This window comes from Mesorhizobium sp. M1329 (genome assembly GCF_040318035.1).
Taxonomy (GTDB): domain Bacteria; phylum Pseudomonadota; class Alphaproteobacteria; order Rhizobiales; family Rhizobiaceae; genus Mesorhizobium.
The window spans coordinates 1-22245 of the sequence record NZ_JAMYLN010000018.1 but is presented as its reverse complement, the minus strand read 5'-3'; the positions used below and the strand labels follow the sequence as shown (position 1 = coordinate 22245).

At 64.5% G+C, this 22245-nt stretch carries 18 protein-coding genes; 11 read left to right on the top strand and 7 right to left on the bottom strand.

The window, feature by feature from the left end; translation table 11 throughout:
- The first annotated feature begins 223 nt into the window (after positions 1-223).
- The 3 genes from ilvD (at position 224) to NKH21_RS18905 (ending at position 4511) form a co-directional block, all read left to right on the top strand.
- Positions 224-2068: a dihydroxy-acid dehydratase gene (ilvD, locus tag NKH21_RS18915; protein ID WP_352866797.1), complete on the top strand. Its 1845-nt coding sequence runs from the start codon at positions 224-226 to the stop codon at positions 2066-2068.
- A 29-nt stretch (positions 2069-2097) separates the two neighbouring features.
- Positions 2098-3372 carry an amidohydrolase family protein gene (locus tag NKH21_RS18910; protein ID WP_352866794.1) on the top strand — a complete coding sequence of 425 codons (1275 nt, stop codon included), beginning with the start codon at positions 2098-2100 and terminating at the stop codon, positions 3370-3372.
- A 218-nt stretch (positions 3373-3590) separates the two neighbouring features.
- Positions 3591-4511, top strand: coding sequence for a DMT family transporter (locus tag NKH21_RS18905; protein ID WP_352866792.1), 921 nt, complete (start codon positions 3591-3593; stop codon positions 4509-4511).
- On the opposite strand, the gene NKH21_RS18900 is transcribed toward NKH21_RS18905, so the two are convergent.
- The gene (locus tag NKH21_RS18900; protein ID WP_352866789.1) at positions 4508-5410 is read right to left on the bottom strand and encodes a phosphotransferase; all 903 of its coding nucleotides are present in this window, start codon (positions 5408-5410) and stop codon (positions 4508-4510) included. The two genes, NKH21_RS18905 and NKH21_RS18900, sit on opposite strands and share 4 nt — an antisense overlap.
- A gap of 103 nt (positions 5411-5513) precedes the next feature.
- On the opposite strand from NKH21_RS18900, the gene NKH21_RS18895 reads away from it, so the two are divergent.
- The gene (locus NKH21_RS18895; RefSeq protein ID WP_352866786.1) at positions 5514-6146 is read left to right on the top strand and encodes a class I SAM-dependent DNA methyltransferase; all 633 of its coding nucleotides are present in this window, start codon (positions 5514-5516) and stop codon (positions 6144-6146) included.
- 19 nt (positions 6147-6165) lie between these two features.
- On the opposite strand, the gene NKH21_RS18890 is transcribed toward NKH21_RS18895, so the two are convergent.
- Complete coding sequence (locus NKH21_RS18890; RefSeq protein WP_352866783.1) at positions 6166-8619, bottom strand: GcvT family protein; 2454 nt, start codon at positions 8617-8619, stop codon at positions 6166-6168.
- Positions 8616-9500: a phosphotransferase gene (locus tag NKH21_RS18885; RefSeq protein WP_352665480.1), complete on the bottom strand. Its 885-nt coding sequence runs from the start codon at positions 9498-9500 to the stop codon at positions 8616-8618. Before NKH21_RS18885 ends, NKH21_RS18890 begins: the two co-directional genes overlap by 4 nt.
- Before the next feature lie 435 nt (positions 9501-9935).
- Between NKH21_RS18885 and NKH21_RS18880 the strand changes: the two genes are divergently transcribed.
- The 7 genes from NKH21_RS18880 (at position 9936) to NKH21_RS18850 (ending at position 17725) form a co-directional block, all read left to right on the top strand.
- Entirely contained in the window at positions 9936-10712 is a 777-nt protein-coding gene (locus NKH21_RS18880; RefSeq protein WP_352866781.1) for a DeoR/GlpR family DNA-binding transcription regulator, read from the top strand.
- A 67-nt stretch (positions 10713-10779) separates the two neighbouring features.
- Positions 10780-11706, top strand: a complete 927-nt coding sequence (locus tag NKH21_RS18875) for a LysR family transcriptional regulator (protein WP_254816127.1) — start codon at positions 10780-10782, stop codon at positions 11704-11706.
- Positions 11707-11905: 199 nt separating this feature from the next.
- On the top strand, positions 11906-13060 hold the full coding sequence (locus NKH21_RS18870) for an ABC transporter substrate-binding protein (protein ID WP_352866778.1): 1155 nt from the start codon (positions 11906-11908) through the stop codon (positions 13058-13060).
- Between the two features lie 189 nt (positions 13061-13249).
- Entirely contained in the window at positions 13250-14245 is a 996-nt protein-coding gene (locus NKH21_RS18865; RefSeq protein ID WP_352665413.1) for an ABC transporter ATP-binding protein, read from the top strand.
- 256 nt (positions 14246-14501) lie between these two features.
- Positions 14502-15467 (top strand): ABC transporter permease, encoded by a 966-nt coding sequence (locus tag NKH21_RS18860; protein ID WP_352665414.1) that lies wholly within the window; start codon positions 14502-14504, stop codon positions 15465-15467.
- Positions 15457-16272 (top strand): ABC transporter permease, encoded by an 816-nt coding sequence (locus tag NKH21_RS18855; RefSeq protein ID WP_352665415.1) that lies wholly within the window; start codon positions 15457-15459, stop codon positions 16270-16272. Before NKH21_RS18860 ends, NKH21_RS18855 begins: the two co-directional genes overlap by 11 nt.
- Before the next feature lie 25 nt (positions 16273-16297).
- The gene (locus NKH21_RS18850) at positions 16298-17725 is read left to right on the top strand and encodes a gamma-aminobutyraldehyde dehydrogenase (protein WP_352866775.1); all 1428 of its coding nucleotides are present in this window, start codon (positions 16298-16300) and stop codon (positions 17723-17725) included.
- A 20-nt stretch (positions 17726-17745) separates the two neighbouring features.
- Here the strand turns inward: NKH21_RS18850 and nhaA are convergent, their stop codons facing one another.
- The 4 genes from nhaA to NKH21_RS18830 all read right to left on the bottom strand — a co-directional run.
- Positions 17746-18939 carry a Na+/H+ antiporter NhaA gene (gene nhaA, locus NKH21_RS18845; RefSeq protein ID WP_352866772.1) on the bottom strand — a complete coding sequence of 398 codons (1194 nt, stop codon included), beginning with the start codon at positions 18937-18939 and terminating at the stop codon, positions 17746-17748.
- A gap of 91 nt (positions 18940-19030) precedes the next feature.
- Positions 19031-19594: an ActR/PrrA/RegA family redox response regulator transcription factor gene (locus NKH21_RS18840; RefSeq protein ID WP_023676342.1), complete on the bottom strand. Its 564-nt coding sequence runs from the start codon at positions 19592-19594 to the stop codon at positions 19031-19033.
- A gap of 63 nt (positions 19595-19657) precedes the next feature.
- A complete protein-coding gene (locus NKH21_RS18835; protein ID WP_352866770.1) occupies positions 19658-20983 on the bottom strand; it encodes an ActS/PrrB/RegB family redox-sensitive histidine kinase in 1326 nt (441 codons plus the stop codon).
- Between the two features lie 90 nt (positions 20984-21073).
- A partial coding sequence (locus tag NKH21_RS18830; RefSeq protein ID WP_502911900.1) for an ATP-dependent helicase C-terminal domain-containing protein occupies positions 21074-22245 on the bottom strand: 1172 nt, incomplete at its 5' end.

Below are 22245 nucleotides of genomic sequence, written 5' to 3'. Positions count from 1 at the left end.
CCGGTCCCGCCGTCTGCCCAAGGACGCTTGAGCAAAACACGATCCGACAGCACCTCTGACTTTTTTACGGTCTGGGCCGGCTGCGTCTTCGGCTGGCCGCTCGTTCCGCACCCTGGCGCAGCGCAAAATTGTGGCCAGACCAGAGCGTGGCGTCTATAAGGCCTGCGGCTCATTCCGGTTTTCCGCGCCTGTCCGGCGCGACGCAGACAGCAAGGACAGTTCAATGCCCGCCTACCGTTCCCGCACCACCACCCATGGCCGCAACATGGCCGGCGCCCGCGGCCTTTGGCGCGCCACCGGGATGAAGGATTCGGATTTCGGCAAGCCGATCATTGCCGTGGTCAATTCCTTCACCCAATTCGTGCCCGGCCATGTCCATCTGAAGGATCTCGGCCAGTTGGTTGCCCGCGAGATCGAAAAGGCCGGCGGCGTCGCCAAGGAGTTCAACACCATCGCCGTCGATGACGGCATCGCCATGGGCCATGACGGCATGCTCTATTCGCTGCCGTCGCGCGAATTGATCGCCGACTCCGTCGAATACATGGTCAACGCGCACTGCGCCGACGCGATGGTCTGCATCTCGAATTGCGACAAGATCACGCCCGGCATGCTGATGGCGTCGCTGCGCCTCAACATCCCGACTGTCTTCGTCTCCGGCGGGCCGATGGAGGCCGGCAAGGTGGTGCTCGCCGGCAAGAGCCAGGCGCTTGACCTGGTCGACGCCATGGTGGCGGCCGCCGACGACAAGATCTCCGACGAGGACGTCAAGATCATCGAGCGCTCGGCCTGTCCGACCTGCGGCTCCTGCTCTGGCATGTTCACCGCCAATTCGATGAACTGCCTAACCGAGGCGCTCGGCCTCTCGCTGCCGGGCAACGGCTCGACGCTGGCGACGCATGCCGATCGCAAGCGCCTGTTCGTCGAGGCCGGCCATCTGATCGTCGATCTTGCCCAACGCTATTACGAGCAGAACGACGACACCGCGCTGCCGCGCAGCATCGCCTCGAAGGGCGCCTTCGAGAACGCCATGACGCTCGACATAGCCATGGGCGGTTCGACCAACACCGTGCTGCACATCCTTGCCGCGGCACATGAGGGCGAGGTCGACTTCACCATGGAGGACATCGACCGGCTGTCGCGGCGGGTGCCAGTGCTGTGCAAGGTTGCCCCGGCCAAGGCAGACGTTCATATGGAGGACGTCCACCGCGCTGGCGGCATCATGGCGATCCTCGGCCAGCTGGATAGCGCCGGGTTGATCAACCGCGACCTGCCGACAGTGCACACCGCAAGCCTCGGCGAAGCGCTGGACCATTGGGATATTTCGCGCACCTCCAGCCAGAATGTCCGCGATTTCTTCCTGGCGGCACCCGGCGGCGTGCCGACGCAGGTCGCCTTCAGCCAGGACCGCCGCTGGGACGAGCTCGATCTCGACCGCGAGAAAGGTGCTATCCGCTCGGCCGAACATCCTTTCTCAAGGGACGGCGGCCTTGCCGTACTGAAAGGCAATCTGGCGCTCGACGGCTGCATCGTGAAGACGGCGGGTGTCGATGAATCGATCCTGAAATTCACCGGCCCGGCAAGAGTGTTCGAAAGCCAGGACGCCAGCGTCAAGGCAATCCTGTCGAACGAGATCAAGGCCGGCGATGTCGTCGTCATCCGCTATGAAGGGCCGCGCGGCGGCCCCGGCATGCAGGAAATGCTCTACCCGACCAGCTATTTGAAGTCGAAAGGCCTCGGCAAAGCCTGCGCGCTGATCACCGACGGGCGTTTTTCCGGCGGCACCTCCGGCCTGTCGATCGGCCACGTCTCGCCGGAAGCGGCGGAAGGCGGGCTGATCGGACTGGTCATGGAAGGCGACACGATCGAGATCGATATCCCCAACCGCACCATCCGGCTGGCTGTCGACGACGCGGAGCTCGCCGCCCGCCGCGCGGCGATGGAGGCCAAGGGAACGGCTGCCTGGAAGCCTGAGGAAAAGCGCAAGCGCAAGGTGACGACGGCCTTGCGCGCCTATGCGGCGATGGCGACAAGTGCCGCCAAGGGGGCGGTGCGGTACGTACCGGAATAAGTGTGCTTCTTCAAAGGGGATGACGGCGGATGGATTTTGACCTTGTGGTGCGCGGCGGGACGCTGCCCGACGGCAGGATCGCCGATATCGGCATCGTCGGCGAAACGATCGCAGCGATAGAGCCTGAGCTGAACGTCAGCGCCGGCACGGCGATCGATGCTCATGGCAATCTGGTCTCGCCGCCCTTCGTCGATCCGCATTTCCATATGGACGCCACGCTTTCGCTCGGCATTCCGCGCATCAATGTCTCGGGCACGCTGCTGGAAGGCATCTCGCTGTGGGGCGAGCTGAAGCCGCTTCTGACCCACGAGGCGGTGCGCGACCGCGCGCTTGCCTATTGCGACTGGGCGGTGTCGATGGGCCTGCTCGCCATCCGTACCCATGTCGATGTTTGTGACGACCGCCTGCTGGCGGTCGAAGCGCTGCTCGACGTGAAGAAGACGGTCGCCCCCTATATCGACCTGCAGCTGGTCGCCTTCCCGCAGGACGGGTTTTACCGCTCGCCGACGGCGCGCGAAAACACCGTCCGCGCGCTCAACCTGGGCGTCGATGTCGTCGGCGGCATTCCGCATTTCGAGCGCACAATGGCGGACGGCACGCGCTCGGTGACGGAACTCTGCGAGATCGCGGCCGAACGGGGGCTGCTGGTCGACCTGCATTGCGACGAGACCGACGATCCGCTGTCGCGCCACATCGAGCAGCTTGCCTATGAGACGCAGCGGCTTGGATTGCAGGGCAGAGTGGCCGGCTCGCACCTGACATCGATGCATTCGATGGATAATTACTACGTTTCAAAGCTATTGCCGCTGATTGCCGAGGCCGGCGTTTCGGCAATCCCCAATCCGCTGATCAACATCATGCTGCAGGGCCGCCACGACACCTTTCCCAAGCGCCGCGGCCTGACCCGGGTCAAGGAAATGCTGGCGCACGGGATCCGCGTCGGCTGGGGCCAGGATTGCGTGCTCGACCCCTGGTATTCGCTGGGCACCGCAGACATGCTCGACGTCGCCTTCATGGGCCTGCATGTCGCGCAGATGTCGAGCCCGGCCGAGATGGCGCGCTGTTTCGACATGGTCACCAACGTCAATGCCGCCATCATGGGCCTAGACCACCTTGGCCTTGCCGTCGGCAAGCGCGCCAGCCTGGTCGTTCTCGATGCCGGCAATCCGGTCGAGGCGCTGCGGCTGCGCCCCGAGCGTCTCTGCGTCATCGCCAGGGGCAAGGTGGTGGCCGAGCGGAGCCGGCAGGACACGCGGCTTTCGATCGCCGGAAGGCCGGGCACAGTGAACCGGCGCCACGCTTAAAGCGCGTCGCGCTCGACCGGCCTCATGCGACGCGCTTTAAGTTCCTGTTTTGATGCATGTCGTTGTCGCAAAATCGCTGCACACTTTTGCGCGACATGCATTAGTCCAGCCGATTTCCGGCGCTGGTCTTACCGAATTCTCGATTTTCGCCTCGTCACGGCCGCTGCTTGCGACTACGACGCGGGTCACCGTAGCCACGGCGAGGAACCGGTAACGGAATGGCGCAGCCCGCATCCCAGAACTCAACGATCAGGAACGTGCTGCTGGCCGGTATCCTGCTGATGCTCGCCGGCGATTTCCTGTTTGCGTTGAACGACGCTATGGGCAAGTGGCTGGTCGCCAGTTTTTCCGTCGGCCAGGTCGTGCTGATCCGCTCGATCGGCGCTTTTTTCATACTCGGGCCGATGATTGCTCATCAGGGTGCGGCCAAGCTGTTTCGCATGGAGCGGCCGGAGCTGCAGCTGCTGCGCGTGGTGATGACGACGCTCGACACGGCGCTGTTCTACGCGGCGGTCGTCTATCTGCCGCTCGCCGATGTGATGAGCTTCTACATGGCCGGGCCGATCTATGTGGCGGCGCTGTCGCACTTTTTGCTCGGCGAAAGGGTCGGCTGGCGCCGCTGGGCGGCTATCCTGGTCGGTTTCTGCGGCGTGCTGATCATGCTGAAGCCGTCTTCGGCCGCGTTCTCGCTGTCGTCGATGTTCGCGCTCGCCGGCAGCATTTCCTTTGCTTTCGCCATCATCCTCAATCGGCGGCTGCGCGGCACCAGCGACACTTCGCTTGTCACCTGGCAAACCATCGGCACGCTGCTGGTCGGCGCTGCGTTGACCCTCGGCACCTGGAAGACGCCGTCCTCGCTGGATTTCGGCGCCATGCTGCTTCTCGGTATCGTCTCCTGCGGCGCGCATCTGATGATCACCCGGGCGTTGAAGCTGGCACCGGCCTCGACCTTGGCGCCGCTGCATTACAGCCTGCTATTGTGGGCAGTCGTCTTCGGCCTCGCCTTCTTCGGCGATGTGCCTGGACCGCGCATCCTGATCGGCTCGGCCATCGTCGTGCTGGCCGGCCTGTTCATTTTCCATCGCCAGAAGGTGGTCGACACCGTGCCGCCCGAAAATGTGCCGAAGGGTGTGAATTAACCCCGGCGCACCGCCGCCAGATGCCTTGAAAACTCCGGCGTCTCCATCAGCGTCTTGCAGCGCGCAAACCGGCCGTCGGCATAGGCGCGAAAGTCGTTGGCCGGATTTTTGTTGGCAAGCTGGATCAAGCCCCACAGCGTCCACAGCAGGTCGCACATCGCCTTGTAAATGACGATGCGGGCGCGCTCCGCCGGTCTCGGCTCGCCGCCGAAATAGGCCAGCATCATTTCCTCGTCCTGCGCGGCGTCGAATTGCCCTTCGACGCTGAGGTCACCGAGATCCCAGAGCGGATCGTTCATGCCGGAATATTCCCAGTCGACGATCCACATCCTGTCGCCCGTGTCGAGAAAGTTTTCGCATAGCGGGTCGCAGTGGCAGGCGACGATCGGCAGAGGACGAGCCGCAAGCGCCGAGCGCACGGTTTCCGCCTCGCCGACCACATCGTGGTAGCCGGCAGGCAGGGCGACGTCCTTGGTCGACAGAACTTTCAGATAATCGTCGATCATCGCAAACAGCTCGAAGCGGAAGGGGAACACCGCGCCGGATGTGTGCAGCTTGCGAAAGGCCTTGCCGGCCCGTGCCGGGCTGCCCGGTCGGGTCTTGAATTTTTCCGGCGACATCGTCTCGGCGCCGGCGATGAAGCGGGTCACCAGCACGCCAGTTTCGGCATCGACATGCAGCACTTCCGGGCTGACGCCGGCCTTCGCCGCCTCCCGCGCCGCCACTGCCTCGTTAGCGCGGTTGATGTATTCCTCGGTACCCTTGCCGGGGATGCGCAGGCAGAAATCCTTGCCCCTGAAGACGAGGTTGGTTAGGCCGCCGAGCCGTTCCAGCGGGCCGTCATAGCCGGCCAGCATCGGAATGGCCGCAAGTGCGGCGCGTGCCTGGTCATCCGCCATCGCTTTCGCTCCTTTGCCCGTGTTATTGCGACGATGACGGTTCCACAGTTTTCGCCGTTTGGCTATGATCGCGTTGCGGATCGATACCAGGCGACGGAAAGCGATGACGGACAGCAAACAGCAGAGCGCGCTCGCCGCAGCCTATGCGGCGAAGCGGCCGGAAGACGTAGCCGCGCTCTACGACAGTTGGGCAGGCACTTATGACGCCGACATGTCGGCGGCCGGCTATCGCCATCCGACCATCTGCCTTGCCTTGCTGGCCCGCCATCTGCCACGCGGCGCCGCTCCTCTGCTCGATGCCGGGGCCGGCACCGGGCTCATCGGCGAATGGCTTGCCATCACCGGCTATCCGCAGGTCGAGGCCCTCGACATCTCGGAAGGCATGCTGGCGCAAGCCGCGCGCAAGGGCGTCTATTCGGCGCTGCACTGCCTGGCGCTTGGCGGACCGCTGCCTTTCGTGGACGATGCCTATGCCGGGATCATCTCAGCCGGCGTCTTCACGTCCGGCCATGTCGGAGCCGAAGGGCTGGAGGAGTTGATCCGCATCTGCCGGCCGGGAGGGGTAATCGTGCTGACCGTGAAGAACACGCTGTGGGATGCCGGGTTTGCCGCCCGGATCGCCGAACTCGAGGCGCAAGGCAACGTCACCCGCGCCGAGGAGACGCCGCCCTATGTCTCGATGCCGGGCGAGGCCGATACCGTGCCGAGCCGGGGGCTGGTGCTCATCGTGAACTGAGGCTGAAAATCGGAAGGCTCTACGCCTTCACCTTTGCTCCTGCCGGATCGTAAAGCGGCTCGAGGTGGATCTTAGCCGGCGTCCGTTCCATTGCCACCACCAGCTCGTAATCGCCGGAGGTGAGGAAATCATCGCTGACGCCATCCGCATTGCGCACATAGCCGTAGCCGATGTTCTTGCCGATGGTGTAGCCATAGCCGCCGCTGGTGAGATAACCGACCGCCTCGCCGTTGCGCAGGATGGTCTCGCGCCCGAGCAGCACGACATCCGGATCATCGACCGTGAAGCCGGCAAAGCGTTTCCTGAGCGTCGAGCCATCGAGCTTTTCAAGCGCCCGCCGGCCGAGGAAATCGGTGTTCTTCCTGAGCTTCACCGCCCAGCCGAGGCCGGCCTCCTGCGGCGTGTCGTTGGGTGTGATGTCGGCGCCCCAGGCGCGGTAGCCTTTTTCCAGCCGCAGCGATTCCAGCGCCCGGTAGCCGACCGGGCGGATGTCGTGGACAGCGCCCGCCGCCATAAGCGCGTCGAAAACCTCGCCCGTCGCCGCGATCGGCGCATGCAATTCCCAGCCTAGTTCGCCGACATAAGTGATACGCAGCGCCCGCACGGCGTGGCCGGCAATGACAATCTCGCGAACATGGCCGAACGGAAAGGCGGCGTTCGAGACGTCGGCATCGGTCACCGCCGACAGCACGTCACGGGCGCGTGGCCCCATCAACGACAACGTGCCGAAATCCTCGGTGACGTCGGTCAGCGTCACGTCGAACTCCCTGCCGATATGATCGGCAATCCAGGAGAAATCATGCTTGCGGAAACCGGTGCCGGTGACGATGTAGAATTTCTCCTCACCGAGCCTCGCCACGGTCAAATCGGCCTCGATGCCGCCGCGCGTGTTAAGGAGCTGCGTGTAGGTCAGCCGGCCGACCGGCTTGGCAACGTCGTTGGCGCAGATCCAGTCCAGCGCCTTCAGCGCGTCCACTCCGGTCATTTCGTATTTGGCAAACGACGACTGGTCGAAAATGCCGATCTTTTCGCGCACATGGCGATGTTCGTCACCGACGGGTGAAAACCAGTTCTGCCGGCCCATCGAATAGACGTCTTTCGGCTCGACACCTTCCGGCGCGAACCAGTTCGGCCGCTCCCAGCCGAGTTTCGAGCCGAACACGGCGCGATGTTTTTGCAGCCGCTCGTATAGAGGCGAGACGATGCGAGGCCGGCCGCTGACATATTCCTCATGCGGGAAGCCGATCGTGTAGTGCTTGCCATAGGCTTCCAGCGTGCGGTCGCGGACCCATTGCCGGTCGCGATGCAGATCGGAGAAGCGGCGGATGTCGACCACCCACAAATCGAGCGGCGCCTCGCCGTCGACGACCCATTGCGCCAGCACCCAGCCGGCACCGCCGCCGGATGCGATGCCGAAGGCATTGAAGCCGGCGCCGATGAACATATTGGGGCATTCCGGCGCCACGCCGAGGACGAAATTGCCGTCCGGCGTAAAGCTCTCCGGCCCGTTGATCATCTGCTTGACGCCGGCATTGGCGAGCGCCGGGACACGCTCGATCGCCTGGCTCATATGCTGCTCGAAATGATCGTAATCATCGTCGAACAGCCGAAACTCCCAATCGTCCGGCACATCGCCGCCCGGCAGACCGGTCGTCCACGCCTGCGGGTTCGGCTCGTAGCCGCCCATCACCAGCCCCCCAACCTCCTCCTTGAAATAGGTGCGGCGGTCGGGATCGCGAATCGTCGGCGCGTCGGTCGCCAACCCGTCGATTCTCTCGGTAATGATGTACTGGTGCTTCACCGGCTGCAGCGGCACGTTGATGCCGGCCAGCGCACCGACCTGCCGCGCCCATTGCCCGGCGCAGTTCACCACCTTGTCGCAGGCGATATCGCCCTTGCTGGTCTTCACCGCGGTGATGCGGCCGTCTCTCATTTCGAAGCCGGTGACCCGCACCTCCTCGAATAATTTTGCGCCATGCATGCGCGCGCCCCTGGCCAGCGACTGGGTGATGTCGGAAGGGCTTGCCTGACCGTCGGTCGGCAGCCAGGACGCGCCGACGAGGTCGCCGGTTTCCAGCAGCGGCCACATTTCCTTGACCTCGGCCGGCGACAGCAGATGCATGTCCATGCCGAAGCTCTTGGCCGTCGTTGCCAGCCGCTTATACTCGGTCCAGCGGTCGGCATTGGTGGCGAGGCGCAGGCAGCCGGTCATCTTCCAGCCGGTGGCGAGGCCGGTTTCGGCTTCCAGCCCCTTGTAGAGATCGACCGAATATTTGAGCACGCGCGTGATCGATGCCGACGAGCGCAGCTGGCCGACCAGCCCGGCAGCATGCCAGCTCGAGCCCGAGGTCAGCTTGCCCTGTTCGAGCAGCACGATTTCGGCCTTGTGGTCGCGCGCCAGATGATAGGCCGTCGAACAGCCGATGATGCCACCGCCGATGACGACGATCCCGGCCTGGGCGGGCAAGGTCATGTCCGCGTCCCGTATTTTGTCCTGTAGTTTTCCAGGGCCGCTTCGAGCCGCGCCAGGTTTTCGTCGGCGTAGGCGGCGTAGTCGACGCCGGGCGCATCGAGGTAGAGCTCGGAAACCATGCCCCACATCGCCTCGCGCAGCAGCGACGCGCATTGCATGGCGGCGTGCGAGCGCCGTATCGCTTCGTCCGGCTCCTTCATGAAATAGGCGGTTAGGAAGGCGAAGGACTCCTCGTCGCTCATGCCGGCGTTCGACGCTGCGCCGGCAAGGTCGAACATCGCGGTGTTGAAGCCTGCATATTCGAAATCGATGAGCCACAGCCTATGACCGTCGTCGATTATATTAGCCGGCAAGAGGTCATTATGGCCGAAGACGATCGGCAGCAGCTTTTGCGCGCGCTCGAGCTCGTCCGCCAGCGTCAGCAGGCGCGGCAGTTCGCCCAGCTTGCGGCTGCGGCCTTCCTCCAGCGTGCGCGCATAGTCGCGAATGACGTGGAATACCCAGAACATGAAACCGGCGCCGGAAACATGACCGGGCATCTCCCGGTGGAAACCGCGCAGCAACGCGGCAACGCGGCCGAGATCGGCGCGCACATCCTGCGCGACATAGGCCTTGGCGCCGAGATACTCCGTCACCATGACGCCGGGTCCGGTATAGTGGACGGCCGGAGCGAAGCCTGCCGCGTGCGCTGCCCGCGCGGTCATCATCTCGCGCTCGCGAAAGACGTGGTGGAACGGATAATCCTGGCCGATGCGCACGACATGCCGCCCGGCCGCGTCCTTGACCAGATAATTGGCATTGCTCAACCCGCCCGGCAGCGGCGCGATGTCGATGCTGCCGGTCCAGCAAGGCAGCGCACGGATGCGGTCTTCGACAGTCACGATCTCGTCCAACATTGGGTCAATTTTCCACGCATGTCACGGCTGGCCAGCGATGACAATCGGACGGAGGAATGGCGGCAACGCGAAGATCTCGTCGGTGCAGATCTCGGGATCGGTATCCCGCACCGCACCGACGAGCCCCTTTGTGCCGGGTTCTTCGACGCCGGCATCCGCCCCCGCGGATCCTGAATTTCGGCACCCTTGCACCCGACAGTTTCCCGGGCGTTCGGGCAGGCGATTTTTCGTGCGGCTCAGCCGTCGTCCTCCGTTCCGAGCCTGTCACAGCGATAATGTCGCGCCACGCTGGAGACGTTGTCAACGCGGAATTGTGGTATTTTCTGGTTTTTTGCCCGAATTTTGCTAAATTCCTTGGAGTTAGTGGCATTTATGCCGTAGAAACGGTCAATGGTGCAACAATCCGACCGGATGGAACCGATGCTCCACTCGAAGCGGCATGGCGAAATCCTGCGCCTCCTCAAGGAGGAAGGCACCGTCACCATTGCCAGCCTGGCCGATCGGCTGGGCGTCTCGCTGGAGACAGTACGCCGCGACGTCAAGCCACTGACCAGCGACGGTTCCATCCTCAAGATGCACGGCGCCGTCGGCCTGCCGTCGATTGCCGGCGAAGCGCCGTTCGAGCGGCGCATGCGCGAGAACGCCGATGCCAAGCGGGCAATTGCCCGCATGGTCGCCGCCACCATCCGCGACGGCGAATCGATCATGCTCGACACCGGCACCACCACCTCATTCCTGGCCCGGGAACTGCTCGGCCACCGGCGGCTGACGGTCGTCACCAACTCCTCCGACATCGCCCGCACACTGGCCACCGTCAACGGCAACAAGGTCTATATGGCCGGCGGCGAGCTGCGCAGCGATTCCGGTGCTGCCTTCGGCGTCTCGGCCATCGAATTCGTCAGCCGCTTTTCGGTCAGCCATGCGGTGATATCGACCGGTGCGGTGGATGCCGTCACCGGCGTCATGGACTATGATTTGGAAGAGGCCGAATTCGCCCGCATGGTGCTGTCGCGCGGCCAGCGTTCGCTTGTCGTCACCGACCACAGCAAATTCGGCCGCCAGGGCCTGGTTCAGGTCTGCGGCTTCGGCGGCTTTTCCGAACTCGCGACCGACCGGCCGCCGCCGCACGACATCGCCGCCACCCTCGCCGAGGCCGGCGCGCGGCTCAGCATTGCGGACGGCGGAAGCGAGGACTGAGCTCTATCGGGAGATCGGCACCAGCATCCCACTTCCCAGCGCCGCCTCTGCCGTGTTTAGTCCAGCCATGGCTTTCACCATCCGCCAATTGCAGTTCTTCATCGCGGTCGCCGAGCAAGGCACAGTGTCGGGCGCCGCCCAGAACCTGTCGATCTCACAATCCTCGGTCACCGAAGCGATCAAGGAGTTGGAGCACGATCTCGGCGTCGAGCTGTTCGAACGCCACCCGCGCGGCTTGAACATCACCCACAAAGGCCACCAGTTCCTGCGCCATGCGAGGAAGATCCTGGCCGACGTTTCCGATGCGCGCCGGGCCTTCTTCGGCGAACGGATCGCGGCAAGCGGGCGGCTGCAACTTGGCGTCACTTCGCTCGTCGCCGGCTATGTGCTTTCCGATCTTCTTGCCCGCTATCGCCGCGCCTATCCGGGTGTCGAAGTCTCTGCGATCGAGGACAATGGCGACTATCTCGAGCACCTGTTGATTGGCGGCAAGCTCGACATTGCCGTCATGGTCACCTCGAACCTGCGCGACCGCACCGCACTGCAGTCCGAAATCCTCGAAGTCTCGGCCTACCGGCTGTGGCTGCCGCTCGGCCATCCCTTGGCCGGTGCCGACATCATCGGCATCGGCGACATCGCCTCGGAACCGCTGATCATGCTGACCGTTGACGAGATCGAGGAGAATACCGGAAAGCTGCTGACGGCAATCGGGGCCAAACCGCATGTCGCCTTCCGCACCCGCTCGGTCGAAGCGGTGCGCAGCCTCGTCGCCACCGGCGCCGGCGTGGCGCTGCTGCCCGACCTTGTCTACCGGCCATGGTCGCTGGAAGGCGACCGCATCGAATCGCGCGATATTTCGGGGTCGTTGCCGGTCGTCCAGGTCGGCATGGTCTGGCGGCGCGGCTCCGGCCTGCCGCAGGCGGCGCGCGACTTCATCGGACTTGCCCAGTCGCAGCGCATGGTGCGCCAACGGCCCGAGAAGATCGGCCGCTAATGTATCGGAAAAACCGATATCGGCTTTCTGATAAATGAATTTGCGAAACCGGAAATTTCGCAGCACTTTTCGGTCAGGGAACAAAGCTGCCGCCGGAGCACGGCCTTTCAGCGCCGCGCATCCAACGTTAAACGGGCGCATGATCTTCTTCCGAAAAACCGAAACCGGTTTCGAGGTCATGCAAAATGGGAGATCGACGATGAATTCATTGCTGAAATCATGCACTGCCTTGACGGTCGCGCTGACCTTCTCCGGCCAGGCCATCGCCCAGGTCAAGGAGCTCGGCAAGGGCGAAGGCGAGGTCAATATCGTCGCCTGGCCGGGCTATATCGAGCGCGGCGAAACCGACAAGGCCTACGACTGGGTCACGTCCTTCGAAAAGGAAACCGGCTGCAAGGTCAACGTCAAGACCGCCAACACTTCCGACGAGATGGTCTCGCTGATGAACGAGGGCGGCTTCGATCTGGTCACCGCCTCGGGCGATGCCTCGCTGCGCCTGGTCGCCGGCAAGCGCGTCCAGCCGATCAACACCGACCTCATACCGAGCTGGAAGACGGTCGACGACCGGCTGAAGGATGCGCCCTGGTTCACCGTCGGCGGAGTCCATTACGGCGTCCCCTACCAGTGGGGGCCGAACGTGCTGATGTACAACACCGAAGTGTTCAAGGAGGCGCCGAAGAGCTGGAACGTGGTCTTCGAGGAAATGAAGCTTCCCGACGGCAAGTCGAACAAGGGCCGCGTCCAGGCCTATGACGGGCCGATCCACATCGCCGACGCCGCCAACTACCTGATGGCCCACAAGCCGGAGCTCGGCATCAAGGATCCGTACGAACTGACCGAGGACCAGTACAAGGCCGCGCTCGACCTGCTGCGCGTCCAGCGTACGCTTGTCGGACGCTATTGGCATGACGCCGCCATCCAGGTCGACGATTTCCAGAACGAAGGCGTCGTCGCCTCCGGTTCGTGGCCCTACCAGGTCAACACGCTGATCGCGGCCAAGAAGCCGGTCGCCTCGACTATCCCGGAGGAGGGCGTTACCGGCTGGGCCGATACCACGATGATGGAGGCCGATGCTGCCCACCCGAACTGCGCCTACATGTGGATCGAGCATTCGCTGTCGCCGAAAGTGCAGGGCGACGTCTCCGCCTGGTTCGGCTCGCTGCCGGTGGTGCCTGCCGCCTGCAAGGGCAACGAACTGCTCGGCGAAGAAGGCTGCAAGACCAACGGCTACGACAATTTCGACAAGATCAAGTTCTGGAAGACGCCGGTCTCGAAATGCGCCACCCAGAACGATCAGTGCGTGCCCTATTACCGCTGGGTGTCGGACTATATCGGCGTCATCGGCGGGCGGTGAGTTCGTCTCACCTACTAAGCTCGGCGCTGCCCCTCACCCTTACCCTCTCCCCGTGAAGAACGCGGGGTCGCCAGCGTTGGAGCGCCTCCCTTCCCCCCCGTCCGCTATACGGGGAGAAGGTGCCGGCAGGCGGATGAGGGGCGGCACAACCGCCTGAAATTTAATGAGCCTGACAGATCAGGACAGCCCATGACCTCCGCCGTTTCCTTCCAAAAAGTCTCCCGCCATTTCGGCAGCGTGCGTGCCGTCGACGCGGTCGATCTCGACATCGTGCCGGGCGAGTTCTTCGCCATGCTCGGGCCTTCCGGTTCGGGCAAGACGACGTGCCTGCGCCTCATCGCCGGGTTCGAGCAGCCGACGGCGGGCTCGATCTCGATCTTCGGCGAACGCGCCGAGGGCGTGCCGCCCTATCGCCGCAACGTCAACACCGTGTTCCAGGATTATGCGCTGTTCCCGCATCTCAACGTGCTCGACAACGTCGCCTATGGGCTGATGGTCAAGGGCGTCGGCAGATCGGAGCGGCAAAAGGCGGCGGAAGAGGCGCTGGCGCTGGTGCGGCTTCCCGGCTACGGCGCGCGTCGCCCTGGTCAACTTTCCGGCGGCCAGCGCCAGCGCGTCGCGCTCGCCCGGGCGCTGGTCAACCAACCCAAGGTGCTGCTGCTCGACGAGCCGCTCGGCGCGCTCGACCTCAAGCTTCGCGAAAACATGCAGGAGGAGTTGAAATCGCTGCAGAAGGCGCTCGGCATCACCTTCGTGTTCGTCACCCACGACCAGGGCGAAGCGCTGTCGATGGCCGACCGCGTCGCCGTCTTCAACGACGGCAAGATCATGCAGATCGGCACGCCGGAAGACATCTACCAGCGCCCCAAGACCCGCTTCGTCGCCGATTTCGTCGGCTCGTCCAACGTGCTGCCGCCGGATTTCGTCCAGCGCTATGCCGGCCAGCATCGCTGGGGCAGCCTGCGGCCCGAATCCATCCGTATTGGCCGGGCCAACGGCGAAGGCGTTGCCGCCCGCCTCGTCTCGACCAATTATCTCGGCGCCACGACAAGACTGGCACTCGATGCAGAGGGCTTGCGGCTGCATGCCATCGTGCCGGCGGGTGCTGCCTTGCCCCGGGAGGGCGAGGCGGTGGTGCTCACCTTCAACCGCGAGCATTTGCATTTGATGGACGAGCTGGGATGAGGGCCGGGTTTGAAGCGGGGTATGCGTCCGAGGTTGGCGCCCTACGGCACCCCCCTCTGTCCTGCCGGACATCTCCCCCGCAAGGGGGGAGATTGGCCGTTACCACTGGCTTCGCCAATCTCCAACATTGCAGAACTGGCGGGGCAGACAAGCTGCTGATCTCCCCCCTTGCGGGGGAGATGTCCGGCAGGACAGAGGGGGGTGTGAAGGATCTCGGCCTTTCCACCATTGATCCAATCAACACGATAGGCGCGTCATGACCATCGCCGCGCTCAACTCCAGTCCCGCCCCCGCCATCCTGCCGGGAAGCGGCGGCTTGCGCGGCGCGCTGTCGGATCTCTTCTGGCGCCGGCCGCAACTCCTGCTTCTGCTCATGCTGCTGCCGCCGGTTCTGTGGCTCGGCATCGTCTATATCGGCTCGCTGTTCGCGCTGCTTTTGCAGAGTTTCTTTTCGATCGACGAGTTCTCCGGCCTGATCAACCGGCAGTTCACGCTAAAGACCTATGGCGACCTGCTGCAGGCCGCCAATCTCGACATCATCCTGCGCACGGTGACAATGGCGGCGCTGGTGACGTTCGCGTCGGCGGTCATCGCCTTTCCCATCGCCTATTATGCGGCGCGCTATGCGCGCGGCCGTTGGAAGGCGCTGTTTTATCTCGGCGTCATGCTACCGCTGTGGTCGAGCTACCTGGTCAAGATCTATGCCTGGAAGCTGATCCTGGCCAAGGAAGGCATCCTGACGTGGCTGCTGGCCAAATTGCATCTTCTATGGCTGCTTGATGCCTGGCTATCGCTGCCGGTCGTCGGCGGTAACTCGCTGTCGGTCTCCTCAACCGGCACCTTCATCGTCTTCGTCTATGTCTGGCTGCCCTTCATGATCCTGCCGGTGCAGGCCGCACTCGAGCGCGTGCCGGGCAATTTGGTCGAGGCCTCGTCCGATCTGGGAGCCTCGCCCGGCCAGACCTTCCGCAACGTGCTGTTCCCACTGGCGCTGCCCGGCATCGTCGCCGGCTCGATCTTCACCTTCTCGCTGACGCTCGGCGACTACATCATCCCGCAGATCATCGGTACCTCGCGGCTGTTCATCGGCCAGGCCGTCTATTCGCAGCAAGGCACTGCCGGCAACATCCCGCTTGCCGCCGCCTTTACCGTGGTGCCCATTGTCATCATGGGCTTCTATCTCTGGGGCGCCAAGCGTATGGGGGCTTTCGATGCGCTCTGACCGTGGCCCATCCGCGCCTCTCGGCCTGAAGCTCGCTGCCACCGGCGGCCTGCTCTTCCTGCACCTGCCGATCCTGCTGATCTTCGTCTATGCCTTCACCATCGAGGAGAAGAGCTTCGTCTGGCCGCCGCCGGGCCTGACCACGCAATGGTTCGCCGTCACCTGGAACCGGCCCGACGTCTGGCAGGCGCTGTCGCTGTCGGTGCGCGTCGCGGCGATCTCGACCGCCATCGCGCTGGTCCTCGGCACGCTGTGCGCCGCGGCCGTGTCCCGCACAAAATTCTTCGGCCGCGAAACCATCTCGCTGCTGGTCATCCTGCCGATCGCGCTGCCCGGCATCATCACCGGCATTGCGCTGCGCTCGGCCTTCGCGCTGGCCGAAATCCCGTTTTCGTTCTGGACGATCGTGCTCGGCCACGCCACCTTCTGCGTGGTCGTCGTCTACAACAATGCCGTCGCCCGTTTCCGCCGCACGTCCGGCTCGATGATCGAGGCGTCGATGGATCTCGGCGCCGACGGTTTCCAGACCTTTCGGCATGTCGTGCTGCCCAACATCGCAACCGCGCTGCTGGCTGGCGGCATGCTCGCCTTTGCGCTGTCCTTCGACGAGGTCATCGTCACCACCTTCACCGCCGGCCAGCAGCAGACGGTGCCGATCTGGATGCTCGAAGAGTTGATCCGTCCGCGCCAGCGTCCGGTCACCAATGTAGTGGCGATGGTCGTGGTGCTGGTGACGCTGCTTCCCATCCTCGCTGCCTATTACCTGACCCGCGACGGCGACCAGATCGCCGGTTCGGGCAAATGATCTCGTTCATAAGGGAGAGACTTCCATGGACACGCAGATGCTGATCGGCTCGAAATTCGAAAAAGGCACCGAGACCGAGGAACCGATCCTCAACCCGAAGACCGGGGCGACCATCCTCAATCTGCCCGAGGCCAGCCCAGCGCAGATCGAAGCGGCAGTGCTTGCCGCCGAAAAAGCCTTCGTCACCTGGTCGCGCACCACGCCGGCGCAGCGCGCCGGCTATCTCCTGAAGATCGCCGATCGCATCGAGGCCGCGGCAAAGGATTTCGCGGCGCTCGAGGCGCTGAACTGCGGCAAGCCGATCAATGCCGTGCTCAATGACGAGATCCCGGCGATCGTCGACTGCTACCGCTTCTTTGCCGGCGCGGTCCGCTCGATGCCCGGCCAGGTCGCCGGCGAATACATTCCCGGTCACACCTCGATGGTCCGCCGCGACGCCATCGGCGTTGTCGCGTCGATCGCGCCGTGGAACTATCCGCTGATGATGATGGCCTGGAAGGTGGCGCCGGCGATTGCCGGCGGCAACACCGTCGTCTTCAAGCCGTCGGAACAGACGCCGCTGACCGCGCTGAAGCTGGCTAAAATCCTTGCCGAGATCCTGCCGGAAGGCGTCGTCAACGTCGTGCTCGGCCGCGGCGACAGCGTCGGCAACACGCTGATCAACCATCCGAAGGTCAACATGATCTCGATCACCGGCGACGTCGCCACCGGCAAGAAGGTGCTGCAGGCCGCCGCCAAATCGGTCAAGCGCACGCATCTCGAGCTCGGCGGCAAGGCGCCGGTCATCGTCTTCGATGACGCCGATCTCGGTGCGGTGGTCAACGGCCTGCGCGCCTTCGGCTATTACAATGCCGGCCAGGACTGCACCGCCGCCTGCCGCATCTATGCCGGCAAGAAAATCTACGACAAGCTCGTCGCCGACCTCTCCGCTGCGGTCTCGACCATCAAATATGATCGTCCTGACGATACTGAAAACGAGATCGGCCCGTTGATCTCGCGTCGCCAGCGCGACCGCGTCTCAAGCTTCGTCGAGCGCGCCTCTGAGCTCAAGCACATCGAGATCACCACGGGCGGCAAGCCTGGCGAGGGCTCCGGCTTCTTCTACCAGCCGACCGTCGTTGCCGGCGCGCTGCAGGAGGACGAGATCGTGCGCCGCGAAGTGTTCGGCCCGGTGGTCTCGGTCACCCGCTTTTCCGAAGTCGACGAAGCGGTGAACTGGGCCAATGACTCTGACTACGGCCTGGCGTCGTCGGTGTGGACCAAGGACGTTTCGCGCGCCATGGCGACGGCGGCCCGGCTTCAATATGGCTGCACCTGGATCAATACCCATTTCATGCTGACCAACGAGATGCCGCATGGCGGACTGAAGCAATCCGGCTACGGCAAGGACATGTCTCTCTACGCGCTGGAGGACTATACAGCCGTCCGCCACGTCATGGTTGCGCACGGGTAGCGCCCGCGAGGAGACGGGGCCTATTCTTCCGCCTCCTCCGCTTCGCCTGCGGCCGGCGCCACCAGCAGCACAGCGGCGCCGAGGAGCGCGGCAATGAAGGAGCCGGCGAGGATGCCGACCTTGACCGCGTCCTGCAGAGCGACGTCGCTGGCGAAGGCGAGCAGGCCGATGAACAGGCTCATGGTGAAGCCGATGCCGCACAGCAGCGAAATGCCGACCATATGCAGCCAGCCGGCATTGACCGGCAGATCGGCGAAGCCAAGCCGGATGGCAAGCGCGGAAGACCCGAACACGCCGACCAGCTTGCCGGCGACGAGACCGGCGGCGACGCCGAGCGTCAGCGGCTCGGCCAGGGCGGCAGCGCTGAGGCCGCCAAGCGAGACACCGGCATTGGCGAAGCCGAAAATCGGGATGACGAAAAAGGCGACGATTTTGTGCAGGCCGTGTTCGAGCCGGTGCAGCGGCGAATGGTCGAGATCGTGGCCGCTGCCCGGCGATATCTTCAATGGGATGGTGAGGGCCAGCGCAACGCCAGCGAGCGTCGCATGGACGCCCGATTTGAGCACCAAAACCCACAGAACGATGCCGAGCACGATATAGGGCAGCAGCGTCAGCACCCGCATGCGGTTGAGCACCACCAGCAGCGCGATGACGGCGAAGGCGGCGCCGAGATAGGCGAGCGACAGGCCGCTGGTATAGAACACCGCGATGATGAGCACGGCGCCGAGATCGTCGATGATGGCGAGCGCGGTGAGGAATATCTTCAGCGAGCCCGGCACGCGGCTGCCGAGCAGCGACAGCACGCCGAGCGCAAAGGCGATGTCGGTGGCGGTCGGAATCGCCCAGCCGGACAGAGCGGCTGGATTGTTGCGGTTGATGGCGACGTAGACCAGTGCCGGCACTGCCATGCCGCCGGCGGCGGCGATGCCGGGCAGCACGCGGCGCGGCCAGGTCGAGAGCTGGCCGTCGAGCATCTCGCGCTTGATCTCGAGGCCGACCAGCAGGAAGAACACCGCCATCAGGCCGTCATTGATCCAGTGCGAGACGCTGAGCGGTCCGAGATAGGCATGGAGGGCGGAGAAATAAGCCTCGCCCAGCGGCGAATTGGCGACGATCAGGGCCAAGGCCGCCGCAGCCATCAGGATGAGGCCGCCGGCCGCCTCGCTGTCGAGGAATTCGCGCAGCATGGAGACCAGCCGCTTTTCGTCCTGCATGTCGCCTCCGTCGTATCAGCGGCAAGGTCCGACACCGCCAAGCGATGATGCGCAAACAGCGCTGGCCGGGCAAGCCTGTAGTCAGAGCCCTTTAGCGCGGCGCGCGCTTGGCGAGGATGCGTTGCAGCGTGCGGCGATGCATGTTCAGGCGGCGTGCGGTTTCCGAGACGTTGCGGTCGCACATTTCGTAGACGCGCTGGATGTGCTCCCAGCGCACGCGATCGGCCGACATTGGATTTTCGGGCGGCGCTGCGCGTTCGCCCGCGGTGCGGGTCAGAGCCGCAAAAATGTCGTCGGCATCGGCCGGCTTCGACAGATAGTCGATGGCGCCGAGCTTTACCGCCGTCACCGCAGTGGCGATGTTGCCGTAGCCGGTGAGGATGATGGCGCGGGCATCGTCGCGCTTCTCGCGAATGGCAGCGACGACGTCGAGGCCGTTGCCGTCGGCCAGCCGCATGTCGACCACCGCATAAGCCGGCGGATTGGCGCGCGCCTTGGCAACCGCCTCCTCGACGCTCTCCGCCGTCTCGACCACGAAACCCCTGGTTTCCATGGCGCGGGCAAGCCGCGTCAGGAACGGCTTGTCGTCGTCGACGATCAGCAGCGAGGTGTCCTCGCCTTCGACCATTGCGCCAATCGTTTCGTCAGTACTCATCGTGCTGAAAATCCTGCTGCCTGATTTTTACGCAAATATAGTTTCGCAACGCTATTGTCCAATTTAGGCCGTGTCGAACATGGTGGCCGAAGCCTGCTCGGGATTGAGGAAGACGCTGCGCGGCCACGATATCTGCACGATAGCGCCCTCGCCGGGCTCGCTCGAATTGCGGAAATCGAGCGTCGCGCCGGAGCGTTCGAGCAAGGTCTTGGCGATGAACAAGCCGAGGCCGAGGCCGCCGCCGGCTTCGGTGCCCTGGCGCGTTGACATATAGGGTTCGCCGATGCGGTCGATGATCTCCGGCGGAAAGCCCGGCCCGTCGTCGATGATCGAGAAGCTGACGGCGGCCTCATTCCATTTCCAGCGTATGGTGACGTTTTTGCGGGCAAAGTCGACGGCGTTCTCGACCAGATTGCCGAGGCCGTAAATGACGCCGGGATTGCGCCGGCCCACCGGTTCCGGGCCGATGCGCTCGCCCGGCCGAAGCTTGATCGAAATGCCGAAATCGCGGTGCGGCGCCGTCACTTCCTCGACCAGCGAGGTCAGCGGCAGACGCGAGAGGTGCACCTCGCTCTCGGAGGAAAGGCTGGTCAGGCGCTTCAGGATTTCGCGGCAGCGCTCGCTCTGCGAACGCAGCAGCTTCACGTCCTCGCCGTATTTCGGATCTTCGCCAAGCGCCTTCTCCATCTCCTTGGCGACAAGCGTGATGGTGGCGAGCGGCGTGCCGAGCTCGTGCGCGGCGGCCGCCGCGAGGCCGTCGAGGGCCGAGAGATGCTGTTCTCGCTGCAGCACCAGTTCGGTGGCGGCAAGCGCGTTGGCAAGCAGCCGCGCCTCCTCGGCCACCCGGAAGGCATAGATCGCGGTAAAGGCGATGGAGCAGAACACCGCCATCCATATGCCGGCGACATAGATGAACGGCATCGCCAATGGCGCGCCCTCGTACCAGGGCAGCGGCAGGTGGTAAAAGACCAGCAGCGTCGCCGCCACGATCACCAGCGCGCCGAGCATGGCCGTCAGCCGCAGCGGCAGCGACGTCGCAGAGACGACGACGGGCACGGTCATCAGCAGCGAAAACGGATTGGTGAGGCCGCCGGTCATGTAGAGCAGGCCGGCAAGCTGCAGGCTATCGAAGGTCAGGATGGCGAAGGCCGAGAACGGGGTAAGCCGATGCGCCGCCGGATAGCGGAAGGTCAGCAAAAGGTTCATCCAGGCCGAACAAGCGATCAGCGCAAAACACATGCTGACCGGCAGCGGAAATTTCAGCCCGTAAGCGACGACTAGCACGGTCAGGCTCTGGCCGACGATGGCAAGCCAGCGCAACCTGATCAGCGTGTTGAGGCGCAGCCGCTGGCTTTGCTGGAAGTCGGGTGCGTGCAGGATGTTTATCATGGCCAATGATTATAGAGGGGAAACAGCCGGAGGTCTTTTCCGAAAAACTGCCGAAGCTTGCCTTCCGTTCGGGATGACAGCCTCGAAGCATCAGGTACCGCGCGGCTTGGCGCGGCTGGTGGCGGCGGCGAGAAGCGGGTTCTCCGGCCAGACATGCCTGGGATAGCGGCCGCGCATGTCTGCCCGCACATCGGCCCAGGAGCCGCGCCAGAAGCCGGGCAGGTCGCGCGTCGTCTGGATCGGCCGATGCGCCGGCGACAGCAATTCGAGCGTCAGCGGCACAGTGCCGTTGGCGATCGCCGGATGCCGGTCGAGGCCGAACAGCTCCTGCACGCGCGCCGCCAGCACCGGCCATTCGCCGTCATAGCGGATCGGCAGCCGACTGCCCGACGGAGCGTCGAAGTGGGTCGGCGCCAATATGTCGATCTTGCGCTGCAATTCGTGCGGCACCAGCGTTATCAGGCCTTGCGAAAGCACGCTGGGATCAATCGCCGCAAAGGATGCGGCACCGGAAAGGAACGGCAGCAGCCAGTCGTCGAGGCGCTCGGCGAGCGCGGCATCGGAGACATCGGGCCATGGTGCGCCAAGGCCGCGATGCAGCCAGCCGAGCCGCTGCCGCAACATCTCCGCCTCCCTGTTCCACGGCAACAGGGACAGGCCGTGTTCGCGCAAGGCGCCGAGAATGGCGCTGTCTGCGTCGGCACCGGTCGGCGCCGGCAGCATGCGTTCGGACAGGGTGATGGCGCCGAGGCGAACCGTTTCGCGCACCCGCACCGCGCGCCTATCGCGGTCGAAGCTCGCCTCGCGGCGCGTCTCGATCCTTTCCGCCAGCACGGCACGGATATCCGTCTCATCGATGGCTGCCGCCGCAGTGATGCGGGCGTTCTGCGCCTTGCCCTGCAGGTCGGCGACGACGAGCCAGGTCTCGCCGGCCAGCGGATCGGAGGCGTCGAGCATGGCGCCCGAGCCGTTGGCCAGCACGAAGCGACCACGCTCGCCGCGCGCTTTGGCGACCCGATCCGGCCAGGCATGGATGAGGAGAGCGCCGGCATTACCCTCCCCCTTGAGGGGAGGGTCGGCGAGTGAGCCTTGCGCAGCAAGGCGAGGGAGACGGGGTGGGGTCGGCGATGGCGTGCCCGACCCGGGGGGGCCCCCCCCCCCGGCCCGCGCGGGCGCGCCCCCCCCCCCCCCGGGGGGGGGGGGGGGGGGGGGGGCCGGCGGCGGGGTGAGACTGACCCCCGCGCCCACCCGCCGAGCGGGGG

What these genes read in the sequence shown, in the direction of transcription:
- NKH21_RS18840 (WP_023676342.1), bottom strand. Translation starts at nt 19,594, where the DNA reads ATGAGTACTGACGAAACGATTGGCGCAATGGTCGAAGGCGAGGACACC.
- NKH21_RS18900 (WP_352866789.1), bottom strand. Translation starts at nt 5,410, where the DNA reads ATGGCGGATGACCAGGCACGCGCCGCACTTGCGGCCATTCCGATGCTG.
- NKH21_RS18855 (WP_352665415.1), top strand. Translation starts at nt 15,457, where the DNA reads ATGCGCTCTGACCGTGGCCCATCCGCGCCTCTCGGCCTGAAGCTCGCT.
- NKH21_RS18895 (WP_352866786.1), top strand. Translation starts at nt 5,514, where the DNA reads ATGACGGACAGCAAACAGCAGAGCGCGCTCGCCGCAGCCTATGCGGCG.
- NKH21_RS18850 (WP_352866775.1), top strand. Translation starts at nt 16,298, where the DNA reads ATGGACACGCAGATGCTGATCGGCTCGAAATTCGAAAAAGGCACCGAG.
- NKH21_RS18870 (WP_352866778.1), top strand. Translation starts at nt 11,906, where the DNA reads ATGAATTCATTGCTGAAATCATGCACTGCCTTGACGGTCGCGCTGACC.
- ilvD (WP_352866797.1), top strand. Translation starts at nt 224, where the DNA reads ATGCCCGCCTACCGTTCCCGCACCACCACCCATGGCCGCAACATGGCC.
- NKH21_RS18910 (WP_352866794.1), top strand. Translation starts at nt 2,098, where the DNA reads ATGGATTTTGACCTTGTGGTGCGCGGCGGGACGCTGCCCGACGGCAGG.
- NKH21_RS18875 (WP_254816127.1), top strand. Translation starts at nt 10,780, where the DNA reads ATGGCTTTCACCATCCGCCAATTGCAGTTCTTCATCGCGGTCGCCGAG.
- NKH21_RS18860 (WP_352665414.1), top strand. Translation starts at nt 14,502, where the DNA reads ATGACCATCGCCGCGCTCAACTCCAGTCCCGCCCCCGCCATCCTGCCG.
- NKH21_RS18880 (WP_352866781.1), top strand. Translation starts at nt 9,936, where the DNA reads ATGCTCCACTCGAAGCGGCATGGCGAAATCCTGCGCCTCCTCAAGGAG.
- NKH21_RS18835 (WP_352866770.1), bottom strand. Translation starts at nt 20,983, where the DNA reads ATGATAAACATCCTGCACGCACCCGACTTCCAGCAAAGCCAGCGGCTG.
- nhaA (WP_352866772.1), bottom strand. Translation starts at nt 18,939, where the DNA reads ATGCAGGACGAAAAGCGGCTGGTCTCCATGCTGCGCGAATTCCTCGAC.
- NKH21_RS18905 (WP_352866792.1), top strand. Translation starts at nt 3,591, where the DNA reads ATGGCGCAGCCCGCATCCCAGAACTCAACGATCAGGAACGTGCTGCTG.
- NKH21_RS18865 (WP_352665413.1), top strand. Translation starts at nt 13,250, where the DNA reads ATGACCTCCGCCGTTTCCTTCCAAAAAGTCTCCCGCCATTTCGGCAGC.
- NKH21_RS18890 (WP_352866783.1), bottom strand. Translation starts at nt 8,619, where the DNA reads ATGACCTTGCCCGCCCAGGCCGGGATCGTCGTCATCGGCGGTGGCATC.